At 66.3% G+C, this 12,942-nt stretch carries 6 protein-coding genes (1 of these 6 running past the window's edge); all 6 read right to left on the bottom strand.

The window, feature by feature from the left end; translation table 11 throughout:
* Positions 1-82: 82 nt before the first annotated feature.
* Tightly spaced (at most 56 nt apart), the 6 genes in view from H1D44_RS00060 to H1D44_RS00035 form a layout consistent with a single transcriptional unit that may run on beyond the window.
* Entirely contained in the window at positions 83-838 is a 756-nt protein-coding gene (locus H1D44_RS00060; RefSeq protein WP_181512809.1) for an efflux RND transporter periplasmic adaptor subunit, read from the bottom strand.
* Between the two features lie 56 nt (positions 839-894).
* A complete protein-coding gene (locus tag H1D44_RS00055) occupies positions 895-2,823 on the bottom strand; it encodes a preprotein translocase subunit SecA (RefSeq protein ID WP_181512808.1) in 1,929 nt (642 codons plus the stop codon).
* Between the two features lie 10 nt (positions 2,824-2,833).
* Positions 2,834-4,993, bottom strand: coding sequence for an HlyD family efflux transporter periplasmic adaptor subunit (locus H1D44_RS00050; RefSeq protein ID WP_181512807.1), 2,160 nt, complete (start codon positions 4,991-4,993; stop codon positions 2,834-2,836).
* A gap of 3 nt (positions 4,994-4,996) precedes the next feature.
* On the bottom strand, positions 4,997-6,889 hold the full coding sequence (locus H1D44_RS00045) for a GAF domain-containing protein (RefSeq protein ID WP_181512806.1): 1,893 nt from the start codon (positions 6,887-6,889) through the stop codon (positions 4,997-4,999).
* Positions 6,886-7,722 (bottom strand): hypothetical protein, encoded by an 837-nt coding sequence (locus H1D44_RS00040; protein WP_181512805.1) that lies wholly within the window; start codon positions 7,720-7,722, stop codon positions 6,886-6,888. Before H1D44_RS00040 ends, H1D44_RS00045 begins: the two co-directional genes overlap by 4 nt.
* Positions 7,709-12,942: the 3' portion of an LEPR-XLL domain-containing protein gene (locus H1D44_RS00035; protein ID WP_181512804.1), read on the bottom strand. 20,788 nt of this gene lie beyond the right edge of the window; 5,234 of the gene's 26,022 nt are visible here — the last part of the coding sequence; the start codon falls outside the window, past its right edge; it ends in the stop codon at positions 7,709-7,711. The genes H1D44_RS00040 and H1D44_RS00035 overlap by 14 nt, the downstream gene beginning before the upstream one ends.

Here is a 12,942-nt window from a genome sequence, read left to right as displayed (position 1 = left end):
TGGCCCCATTTGGTGCGTGGAAATGACTTCCATTGACTTCAGGAGGCGCGCTCACCGCTTCGTTGAGCGCCCAACGCGGGGGTCAATTGACGACTCCAAGGCGGCAATTGATGCCGGCGGGAATCCGGCCTTCCGGATTTTCCAGTACCAGCCCCACCCCGAAGGTCCCGCTTGATGCATCGATCACGCTGTCGACGCGCTGCACCTGCGCCGTGACCTCACGCCCTGCCGGGGCCAACAGCGACACTTCGAGTGTGTCACCTGCGGCAACGGCACCAAACGCAGTGAGTGGCATCACCGCCTCGATGCGCAGCGGGTCGAGCTGGACCAGCTCCAGCACCGGAGTGGCGTCGATGTACTCTCCCTCTTCCGCCAGTCGCTGGGTAATCAAGCCGGCGAACGGGGCGCGATGCGTCATCTGTTCCAGGCGTGCATTGGCCAGGTTGACCTGCATACTGGCCAGGCGCATGTCGGTATCGATCTCGTCGCGCTCACTCTCGCTGAGCATGCCGCGCTCGATCATACGCTGGTTGCGCTGGACCCTGCGCTCGGCATAGTCCGCCCGAGCACGCTCGAGCGCCACACTGGCAAGCTCGACGTCACGCCTGAGTGTGAACAGGGTGTCGCCAGGCTCGACCCGATCGCCAGGCTCCACCTGGATGGCTTCAATGACACCCGGCACCTGGCTGGACAGCGTTGCCTGCCTGCCTGGCTCCACCAGACAGCTCAGCTCGCCAAAGCCCGCCGCACCATTCTCCTGGGCCAGCACCCCGCCCCCCCATAGGCCTGCAAGCAGTACCAACGACGACAAGACGCCAACATGGCTGATCCCATTCATAGACTTTCCCAATCGAGTTGTCTGGATAGAGGCGGCGCTTATTGCAGCCCCCCCCGTCACTCCGCCTTCCCACTGAACCCCAGCTGTTCACCTTCTTGCCAGTCGGCTGCCAGCAGCCGCGCCCTGTCACGGGCATGGCGCGCTTCGCGCTTGCGCTGGGCAAGCTTCAAGCGCGACGCCAGCGGCCCGAGGCGACGCTGCCAGCCGTCAAGCTCATCGAGCAGTTCATCCTCGTCGCAGACCACGAACTCCACGCTGCCCGGGTCGCCCTGCCGTGCACAGCGACCGGCGATCTGGCGGTCGACCCGGGAGGCATCATGGTGGCCGGCAACGATGACATGCAGACCGCCGGCCGACTTCACCGCCTCGTCGAGGGAGATATCGGTCCCCCGTCCTGCCATGCTGGTGGCCACGGTCACGGCGCCCGCGCGCCCGGCAAGGGCAACCGTTGCCGCCTCATCGGCATCCTGACGCGCATTGAGCATCGCATGCACGACCCCAGCCTCGTCGAGCCACCGGGAAAGGGCTTCGGAATCGGCCAGGCTGACCGTGGCCACCAGCACCGCTCGGCCCTGGTCACTCATGTCCTTTACCCTCTTGGAGATCCAGCGCCACTTCTCCTCCGCTCGCCCTACCGCCACCGTCGGCCAGTACTGCCGCCTGCTGGGGCGGTGCGGTGGAATCGCCACCACGCGAAGGCGATAGGTCTGCCAGAGCTCCTGTCTCACCTCCCGCGCCGTGCCTGTCATGCCGGAAAGATGATGATAGCGGCGAAAGAAGCGCTGGTAGGTGAGACGTGCCAGCGTCACGTTGGGCTCGCTCGGCTCGCACCCCTCTAGCCGCTCGATCATCTGCTGCAGCCCCTTCTCCCAGCTGCGATCCGCCATCACCCGGCCGGTGTGCTCGTCGATGATCTGCACCTTGCCGTCGCGCACCAGATAGTGGCGGTCGCGATGGAAATGATGGCGCGCCAGCAGCGCCTGCTGGATCAGCCACTCGCGCCGTGAGCGACCCGCCCAGCCGCTCGATGCCAGCTCCGTCAGCCGTTGCCGGCCGCGCTCGGTGAGATGAATATGCCCGCTTTCACGCACGAAGTGCCGGTCTTCCTCGAACTCGCCGGCCATGGCCAGCGCCTCGTCCAGCAACGCCAAGTCAATCGCTTCGCTGCCGGAAGGACCGGAAAGGATGAGTGGCGTGCGCGCCTCGTCGAGCATGACACTGTCGGCTTCATCGACAATCGCGAAGTGCAGCCCTCGTAGCAGCAGGCGCGTGTCGCTCAGCGTACCCGCCAGGCGTGCCGCATGGGCATGCAGCGGATGGCGATTGCGCCCCAGCTGCTGGGTATCGCGCAGGTAGTCGAAGACCAGCTCCTTGTTGGTGCAGTAGACCACATCCGAAGCATAGGCCGCGCGACGCTCGCCGGGCGGCATCTCATGGACCACCGCCGCCACGCTGAGCCCCATGGCTCGGTAGACCGGGGTCATCAGCTCGGCATCGCGTGCGGCGAGATAGTCATTGACGGTAATGACATGCACGGGAATCCCGGCCAGGGCGGCCGTGGCCGCAGGCAACGTGGCAGTCAACGTCTTGCCTTCCCCGGTATGCATTTCGGCAATTCGGCCATCCAGCATGGCCAGGCCGCCCAACAGCTGCACATCATGATGCGCCATGCCCAGCTCGCGACGGGAGATCTCCCGCACCAGGGCGAAGGCATGCCGCGCCAGGCTCGGCGTGATGCCGCGCCGCGCCAGCTGATGACGCAGCGCCTCACCGTCGGCCCTCAGCGCGTCCGCGTCCAGGGCGGCCAGGCGCGCGGCGTGGCGATGGATGCCTGGCAGCTGGGCACGCATCCCCAGGCGACGCAGCGCTACCGGGCGGTGCAACCGTGACCTGAGCCAGTGCCAGGGTCGCTCCAGGCTGCTCGGAGGGAGCAACGCCCGCTCGGGTCGCGCCAGCACATCGGCGGGAAGCTTCAGCAGTGCCATGCCGCGAACCTCATCGCTCGAACAGCCGCAGGAAGGAGCGGCGCGTGTCGCGCCACAGACGATAGCCGACAGGCTCCGGTGCATGCTCGATACGCACATGGACCCGCCCGCCCAGGTGCAGCGGCAGGTTGCTTGCCAATAGGCCAGCGGCGCTGAAGTCGCCCACGTAGTGTCGGCGAAACGCCCTGGGCGCGCCATCGTCTCCCCGGTTGGCGGGGTCCACCGCCACCCGACCGCCGCCCTCGACGCTGAGCACCGGGCTCGGGATGACATGATCCGAGCTGGGCGAGACCCATGCCAGTTCGCCGGGCGCATCTCGCTCATGGCCAGGCAGGCGCAGCCGCACCTCGCGAGTGTCGCTGCGCACCCGCTCGACCTGATGGGCGGGCAACAGGGTACGCACGCGAAGATCCTCCGGCCGCACCACGACGGCAACGGCAGCCCCACGCTGCAGGTGGCTGCCTAGTGCAGGCACACCTTCCGGCATCAGCAGCAGTCCGGAGTGTGGGCTCGAGAGTACCGTGGCAGAAGCACGCTGACGTGCATCATCGAGCTGACGCTCCACCGGCACCAGCGTTTCACGCAGGATCGCGCGGGCCTGGGTGTCGCGCACGCTGGCCAGCAGCTCCTGCTCGATCTCGCGCTGGCGCGCCTCGAGCAACTGCACCTCGACGTCCAGTTCCGGCGCGGCGATGCGCATCAGCGGATCGCCGGCCGCCACCTGCTGGCCATCCTCCACCCAGCGCTCGGCGATGACACCGCTGACACCGGCTCGCACCTGGGCCGGCTCACGACTGTCAATCACGCCATGCACATGCGTGGCATAGGGCAGCGGCACCACGAACAACAGCAGCGCGACAAGCCCCAGGGCGCCGAACATCCAGCTCCAGGCACGGCGGCGGGAGCCTTGCAGTGAGTCATCCACGGTCATGGCCTTCAGCAGCTTGAATAGAGGCAGCAGCAGCGTCATGGTCACCGACCACAGGGCGAGAATGACGCCGATGAAGAGGTACTGGGTGGCCACGAACACGGCAATGGCCACCATGATGAACAGGCGGTAGGTGAAGGACGCCAGCGAATAGCCGACCAGCCAGCATGCCTCGCGTAGCGAACCCGCCTGGCCGGTCACGTCTCGACGGCCAAGCAGGTAGCGCTTTACCGCATAGGTCAGCTGCTGGTTGGCCCGATTGAACAGATTGGGGATCTCGAGATAGTCCGCCAGCACGTAGTAGGCGTCGAAGCGTAGCAGCGGATTACCGTTGAACAGCAGCGTCGAAACGCCGGCAATCAACATCACATTGAACGCCACCGCCCGCAGCAACCCCGGCTCCGCCACGGCCCAGACCAGCATGGCCAATGAGGCCAGAAACAGCTCCACCATGATGCCGGCAGCCCCTACCAGCATGCGTCGGCCCTTGTCGGGGCATGCCGCCGCGGCACTGGCATCCACATAGGGCACAGGAAAGAACACCAGCAGCATGACACCGATCTCGTGGACTTCGCCGCCGGCATCCTTGGTCGCCCAGGCGTGGCCCAGCTCATGCAGCGCCTTGATCAGTGGGTAAATCAATGCCAGCAGCAGCAGGTTGCCCACGCCGAAGACCCGGTCAGCCAGGTTATCGGTCAGCGACTGCCAGTGCATGCCTGCCACCACCAGCGCCAAGGTCAGGGTCAACAACCAGACGGCCCCGCCCCAGGGGCTGATAAAGGGGCGGACGAAGGGGTAGCTGGCGGCGACGAAGCGCTCCGGGTCGAGCAGGGGGATGCGAATGCCCAGGGGCGAACGGATCAGCTGCAGCCACTTGCCGCGCCGCTGCTTGCCCTGCCGGCGGGAGAGCTCGTCGATATCGATGTCGCCATGGCCCGACAGCACGTTGGCCCCGTGCAAGCGCCCGATCAAGGCGATGAGCTCCTGCTGGGTGGGCATGGCATCCCCCAGCGCGGCGCTGGCCTGGTCCCAGATCTCGCGCAGGGTTCGCTCGCCGTCCAGCCGACCGATGATCTGGTAGGCCTCCGGCGTGAAACGGTGGACCTGCCCCGTCAGGCTGTCGTGCAGCACATACCAGGGCTCGCCGCGATACTCATGACGTTGCAGGCTGGCATGGTGGCGCAGACGCAGGCGCAGATCGGCCACCCGGTGCCAATGCTGGCTGAACAGCGGGCCTGCCATGCCTCAGCCCCACCAGCGCCAGCGCATCAGGCGCAGCCAGTCCATGAGTTCCCGGGTCCAGATGACGATCAGCCGATCCTCCCCGCCTTCGATCCGGCCCACCCCCTGCAGGCCCGGCCGCAGCTCGCGCCGCGCCTCGCCCCCCAGCGCTTCTCCTTGATCTGACAGGCTGGCCTCGACCACGAAGCGGCTGCTGCCATCGCTGCTGCGCGACTGAGGCGTGATCCGCTCGATCACGAAGGGCATGCGCTGGCCGGTCATGGCGGCCAGCAGCAGCTCGCCGTGCTGGCCCACCCTCACGTCGTCGATGCGCCCCTCGGGTACCTCGAGCTCGATACGAAAGTCATCGAGAGGCGACACGCGAAACAGCTCCTCGCCCTGCTCCACCGCACCGCCCAGGCGCTGGGTGAGGTCGCCGCTGACCACCACACCATCGAAGGGAGCCAGCAGCGTGGCGCGCTCCAGGCGAGAATCGACCAGCGCCAGCCGCGCCTGGGCCTGATCGCGCTGGGCCGCAAGCACATTGAGGCCGGCGCGATCGCCGCGTGCGCGCATCTCCTGCTCCTGACGTTCGAACTTGGCCAGCTCGCTCTGCCACTGCAGACCTTCCAGCAGCAGCTCACGGGTCTCCATGCTGGCCAGGGGCTGTCCCGCCTCGACCCGATCGCCGGGGCGCACCAGCGCATTGTCGATATAGCCGCGAAACGGCGCCGTCATCACCCGCTGCTCGCGGCTCTCGAGAATCGCATCCGCCGCGATGCGATCGACCCCGGTGGCAAAGGTAGCGAAGCCCACCAGCCCCACCAGCACCAGGCCGGTCAGCTTGTAGCCAAGGTAGCCCGGACCCAGCAGGCGGCCCAGCTGCTCGCCACAGGCCACCAGCGCCTTGAGCGGAAGTGGGCGGTCGTTGCGACGCTTCTCCTCCAGCGCCCTCCCGCACAGCGCCAGCAGGCTCTCCAGGGCCGCTACCTCCTGATCGCTGAAGGGGCGGTCACGCTCCAGGGTCACAGCACCCAGCGGCTTGGCCTCATCCAGCAACGGCACGCTGACGACCGCCCCCAGGCCGGTCATGTCGCCCAGGCTGGCCTGGGCCCGCAACACCCTGTGCTGGAGTCCCGGTGAGGCCGGTGCCGGCCAGGCGACACTGCCGCGCTGGTCCAGGGCTTCGTCCATGGCGGTTTCGGTGGCCCGAATGCGGTTCATCTTGCGGTTGAACTGGGCGCTGTGGGAAATCTGCTCCACCCGGGTACGCGTCCCACGGCGCCAGCCCAGGCTGACCCGCTCGGCCTCGAAGTGACTGGCCAGGCGCGACACCAGCTGCATGGCGGCACCAACATAGCGGGCTTCGGCCAGCACGGCGGCTAGCAGGGCGAGATGCTGGCCGAGCCTCTCCTGGTGCAAATGCTCGCCGCGGTAGGCACGCTCCAGGGCGTCGCGCTCGAGCGCGGCGACCCCGTCCTCGAGGCGCTGCATCAGCGGTACCAGCGCTGCCTGCGTCGCGGCCTCCTTGCCACGCATCGCTTCAGGCATGGCGATACGCAGCGCCACGGCCCCCAGCAGGGCGCCGTCCTGGGAACCGGCGCCACCAGAGGCCAGCTGGCGCACCGGATAGCCGATGGCCAGACTGGCATCATCGGGCTGACTGACCAGCCCGCGCCGAGCCTCACGCACGTCGTCGGCGAGCGCAAGCAGCACGGCGCCATCGGCCTGGCTTGGCCACAGGGCCACCGGCTGCCACTGCTCGCCCTGACGCCACAGCACCACCCCCTGGGTGACGCTCGCCCCGTCTGGGCTGGGTGCCTGCTCGCAGTGCCTGGCCAACCAGACCTGAACGCTCTCGACTTGTTCTCGCCACGTCTCGATGGCCAGCGCTGCATTATCGGCCAGTTGCATCATTCCTCACTCGCTGCCGGCCTGCACAGGCGTGTACCGTGATAACAGGTCAGAAAAGGTTTGCCATCCTCGCCGTAGCCGAAGGACAAGTTGCTCAACAGCTCGTCGCCATGAGCCGCCACCCAGTCGACGGTCGCCTGGCGTGGCGCACTGGACCACTCGCGCTTCAAGCCCATGACCAGGCCGGCGAACGCACCCAAGGGAAGCCGTGCGCCATACAGGTGGAGATTCAAGGAGTGGCGAGGCGTAGGGCTTTCACCACGTCGCTCTTCGATTCGCACCGTCAGCGGCGGCCAGGGAGTCTGGCTGAGCGCAAAGCTCACCTCGAGCTGCTCGAGTAGATCAGTCATCGCCATCGGAAGGTCGGCCAGCAGCGCCTGGATCGCCTGACGCGCCTCGCCGGCAGTGGGCACCAGCACATAATCCGAAACGGCGGCCTCCTCTCCCGGCCACCACTTCCACGCTCGGTAGAGCACGAAGCGCTCTCCAGGCCCGAGCGTCGGCGGCTGACTCGCCTCCCAGTAGGCCTTGGGACGACCGTCTTCGACACCAAGATGGAGGTAGTGGGCGAGCCCACCGGAAGGCAGCTGCATGCCGTCGAGGAAGGCAGCGGCATCGCCTTCACCCATGCCAAGCGAGGCAAGCAGCCGGGGCAGCTCACGAGCCAGCCTGTCCGGGCCTAGCGCATCCACAGGCGTACTGAAAAGATAGCGCTGGCGAGACCACCGCCCGGGCCGGCACTTGGCCGACTGCTCGAGGCTGAAGGGCATGGCCAGGCCGGCCAGAAAGTCACGCATCTGGGCGGCTCGATCGAACTGGCCTTCACTTGTCGTCATCACCCTCCTCCTGCTGCAGGCCCGGAGTCATGCCCACCAGACGCTGCCACTCGCTGGCGGCCTGGGCGCGGCGCAGCGCCTCGATGCCAGTGGCATTCACTGTCGAGCTGCCGCCGCGGCGTGCCACGCCCCAGCCGCTGGCGCCGGCCAGGGCACCCAGCAGGCCGGCAGCTTCCAGGCCGGTCTCTCCGCCGAACTCAACGGCTGCCTCGGCATCGTCCGGGTCAGGCAGTGACTCCTGCTCCTCGGCCTGCGGCGCCTCGAGCTCGCCCTCTGCTTCATGCTCGACAGCTTCCTCGACAGCCTCTTCATCGCTCTCCTGAGCTGCGGCCTGCTCCGGCGCGGTGGCGTCGGGGGCCGGCGTCGAGGCGCTTTCAGCGACACTGGTAGCCACCGAGGCGGCTACGCTCGAGCGTAGCGCAGCGCTGCCTGCACCCTGCTGACGCTCTACCCAGTCATCGATCAACTTGCGCAGCCCGTCCATCCCCTGGGTACCGTACTGGGTCGGCTCCTGCCTGGTGTAGAGGTTGTCGTTGCCCAACAGCCCCTGAGGCGTCACGTCCAGCCAACCCAGCACATCGGCGGTGTCCCGCTCTTCCTCATACAACTCCTGCTGGGCTTGGCGAATCAGGTCGAGACGCCCCTGGGCCAGGGTCACGATGGAGGTGATCTGCTCGGCTTCGCCACTGCCGCTGAGCATGATGCGAATCCGCGCGTACTCGCCGATCATGGTGTCCAGGTCGAAGTTACCGTCGAACTTGTCGTTGCCGGCCCCGCCAATGGCAATGTTACGTCCCGGGCCGGTGATCAGCGTGTCGTTGCCCCCTTCGAAGTGATTGGTGGTCTCCACCGTGATCATCGTCGAGGTGCGGGTCACGCGTCCGAAGTCGCCGAACAGGATGTCGTTACCGGGGCCACCATCCAGGTAGTCGTTGCCCCGACCGCCAAACATGATGTCGCGGTCGGAACCACCATAGAGATGGTTGTCCCCCCCTAAGTCGGTGCGGCCGGTCTCGGCCATGGTGTAGCGCCCGCTGGCATCGCTGAGGATCACGCCGACGTCACCGATGATCACGGTCTCGCCCGCCACGTTGGTCACGCGATCGTTGCCTACCCCGGCGATGACCTGGTCGTTGCCGGTACCGACATGAATCACGTCGTTGCCACCGGTCGAGGCTCGGGTATCCAGGCTTTCGACGCGCTGGCGGATACCGTCGCGGGCCAGGATCCGGCCATTGTCGCCGAGCACCACGTTGTCGCCCGACGTCACCGTGATGGTGTCGTTGCCATGGCCGCCAATGATCCAGTCATTGCCTGCACCGCTGGTAATGGTGTCATTTCCGCCGTAGCTGAAATGCCGCGAAGTGAAGCTGACAATGACGCCATTTTCATCGAACAGCGCCTCGGCGTGGTCCCCGGCCAGCAGGTCGTTGCCGTCGCCGCTCTCGATCTCATTATTGCCGCTGCCACCGATCACCAGGTTGCCGCCATTGCCCAGGCTGACGCGGTTGTTGCCGCTGCGGCCCGGATCGGTGGACACCACGCGCACGATGTTGCCGGCTTCGTCCCACTCCACCCGACCCAGATCACCGAGCACGGTATTGCTTCCATGCCCTGCCGCGATGATGTCATTGCCCTGGCCGCCGAAGATGACGTTGTTGCCCCCGCCACCATCCAGCATGTCATGGCCGTCATGCTGCTCCACGCGAGTGGTCGCCAGCACGATGCGGTCGAAGGCATTGGCTTCACCGAAGTAGACGTCACCGTGATCCCCGAACAGGATATCGTCACCGCTGCCTCCCAGCAGGGTGTCGTTCCCGCTGCCGCCGATCAGGATGTTGCGTCCACCGCTCACCTCGAGGTGGTTGTCACCATACGACGCCGGGTCGGTGCTGTGCACCGAGATCACCCGCTGGCTGTCGAGCAGGCGCAGGTTGGCGATGCCCTCGTTCGCTTCCAGTTCGATCACGCCATGGTCGCCGATGAGGATATCGTTGCCGTCTCCGCCATAGAGATGGTTATTGCCCGCCACCAGACGGTCACCGGTCGCATGATCCACGTCGCCGGTGGCCGAGTGTAGCGTCATCACCTGATCCGCCTGGGAGAGGCGCACGCTCAGGTCGACGTCGATACTGCCGTTGCCGTAGAGGTGATTGTTGCCGCCGGCACGAGCGTCCAACGTATTGCTGCCGCCCCCGCCGAACAGCTGGTCGTTGCCGGCACCGCCGATCAGGGTATCGTTGCCGGCTCCCCCCACCAGTACCACGCCGCCGATGGCGCCGCTGGCGTCCAGCAGGTTGTTGCCCGGATGGGAGAACGGCTGGGCCAGACGAGATGGCTGACCACCGACGGCGCTGTAGCGCTCGCCGCTGCGCGAGGTGTCGCCGAAGACGATCAGCGGCATTTGCGCCTCGTAACCGCCCACGATGGTGATCTTGTCATCACCGCCTCCACCGTGGACCACGGTCAGCGGCATTTCTCGGATCACCGGCGCAGATCCCGCCGGCGGCAGCACCGCCATGGGCCGATCGAGCAGCAACCCCCCGCCCTGGGTGATATCGAGCACGGTGAACCGCTCGCCGCCGATCAGCAGGCTGTCGCCACGGCGGAAGCCGTCATCCAGCCAGCGCCCCTCGGAGCGGTTGAGTACCGCGAGTTCACCGGAGGCGGTGACGTGCCAGTCGCCATGATGGGCAACCGGATCGGCGTCGATGTGCAGTTCATCGCTGCCGCTGCCGAGCAGCAGCTCGACCACCTCGAAGCCGAAATAGTGAATGCCGCGCTCGGTATCGACGGTACCGCCACCACCCAAGCCGTCATCCTGCTGGAGCACACCTTCGCCCATGCCCAGGCCACCGAGGTGGGTTGCGCTCAGCCTTCCCTCGAGATCGGCGACGCTGGCATCGGCATGGATGATCAGCCTGTCGGTATCCTCTGCCTCCTGCAGGCCGGTCTGAGGTGCCACGTTCGCGTCATCGCCGTCCTTGTCCAGGTAGGCGGACTTCTCGCCCGGCAGCATGATCGCCGCGTTCAGCGAGCGGTCGGTATCGCCCACGCCGCCGTTGAGGATCAGCGGGCCCTGGATGCGGTCCAGCACGTTGGGCTGGGGCGGGAATGTCATGTCGTATGCGGTATTCTCGGCCGCCACGAAATGTCCGTCGGCCGCCACTTCGATCACCACCGGTTGGTACCAGTTGGTGTCCTCGAATACCACGGCAGGCGTGGTCACCTGGGTCAACGACAGCGTTTCGCCCAGCATATGGTCGAGGTCGGCCGCCCCAGTCAGATGCAGATCACCGTCTGCGTCGATGTGGTTGATACGGAAGCTGCCTTCCAGCGCCTTGCCCTCGGCGTCGACAAGATCCAGGTACATGCCGACATCGAGACCCAGCTCACGCCAGCTTCCCTCGCCGAGGCGCAGCACCGGTCCTGCCGTGGTGCCGGCCAGCACGGTGACACCCAGCTCGCCGCTGAAGACCTCATCCAGCACCACACGCTCGCCAAGGACGAACTCGGTCAGGCCATCGCTGAACAGGCGTACCGTGACAGGCTCGGACGGTGCCTGGGAAAGGCGCAGCGTATAGCTATCGGTGCCCCCCTGCTGGGTCACCAGCGTCCGGCCATCGCTCTGCTGCACCACCAGCGAAGGGCTGTCGTTGTCGTACACGGTGACCCGAACGGTGCCGGGTTCGGCATCGGAATAGACCGAATCCGTCGCATCGGTGGTCACGTCGAAGGCGAGGCGCCCATCCAGCCGATTCTCGACCCGGTCGTTGTCGACGGCACGCAGCGTCACCGCCTGCGGCTCGTCCCAGTTATCAGCAGTGAAGGTCAGGGTATTGCCACCGACGGCCTCGACGCGATCTCCGAAGGCGGAGAGGTCCAGCGTGACGGTGATCGTTTCACCCGGCTGAGGCGGCGTGGAGAGGCGTAGCGCGAACTCGCCATCCTGGCGCGTGGTTTCATCCCCCTCGATGAGGTACAGCCTCTCGTTGGGCACATCGAAGACCAGATCGCCCTGGCTGGCGTCGTACACCGTCACCATGGTGTTGTTGATCGGCTGCTCCAGCAGCCCTTGCAACACCTCCGGAATGGCCTCCTCGCCCGGTGCCTGAACCTGGGCCAGGTAGCTCACGGTCACACTCCGCGTACCTTCGACCACGTCATCCTCGGGGGCCTTGACGAAGACCTCCTGGCGCGGCGTCCACTCTCCATCCTTGAACTCGAAATCGACGTTGATCGCCTGGGTATACTCGCCGTCCTCCGTCAGCGAGAGCATGACGCTCTCGGCACTGCGCCCACCTTCCGGCGTGCGATTGCGATCGTTGGTCGAGGACATCGCCGCCGACACGGTAAGCGTCACCAGGGTGCCCTCGGCGATCCCCTCGGATGGCAGCGCCAGCGACAGCCACCAGGAGGAGGCGGCACCGCCCTCCACCACGCTGGTATGTCCGCCCGGCTGCTCGACCACCACAGCCCCCTGGCCCTCGTCAGCGACGAGAACGGGAAGCCCATCCGCCAGGAGACGCTGATAGGCCTCGTCCTTGGTCACCAAACCGTGGGTGACAAGGCTGCTGCGACCTTCGGGATCGGCCGACACGACCCGGCCGGTGACATTGCCACCGATAATGAAGGTGTCGCTGCCCACGCCGCCGATCAGCTCGGTCACCACATCGAACCGGGTGCTCAGCACGTAGAAGGTGTCATCGCCCTCGAGACCGTCGACGCGCACGCGCTGGACATTGTCGAAACCGATGTTGAGGCCCGCGCCGAAGACACCGTCTTCGGTGATCACGAAATTGTCGTCGGCTTCGGTACCCAGCACCGTCACGGTGTTATAGCCGCTGCCGCCATCGATGCTCACCGGAGCGTTGATGTTGTACTCGATGTTGTCATCGCCCTCGCCACCGCGCACCTCGATGGTATCGCCGGCAATGAAGGCCCGGATGACGAAGTTGTCGTTACCGTCCTCACCCTCCAGGCGCAGCAGCGCCTTGTTGCTGTAGACGATGAACTCGTCATCGCCATCGCCGCCATAGATCACCATGGCTTCGCTGTTGCCATAGCTGAGGTAGCCGAGGGTGGTCTGGGTCACACGAATCTCGTCGCCGACACGCACCCCGGACGCATAGTAGCCGTCCACCGCGGTGCCCTCGGGGTTGGGGTGGTCCTCGAAAATCTGGCCGATCTGGAAGCGATCGTTGCCGTTGCCGCCATCCA

The sequence above is a fragment of the Billgrantia kenyensis genome (assembly GCF_013697085.1).
GTDB lineage: Bacteria > Pseudomonadota > Gammaproteobacteria > Pseudomonadales > Halomonadaceae > Halomonas > Halomonas kenyensis.
The sequence above is the reverse complement of the archived record's forward strand: the minus strand, read 5'-3'. Positions and strand labels throughout refer to the sequence as shown.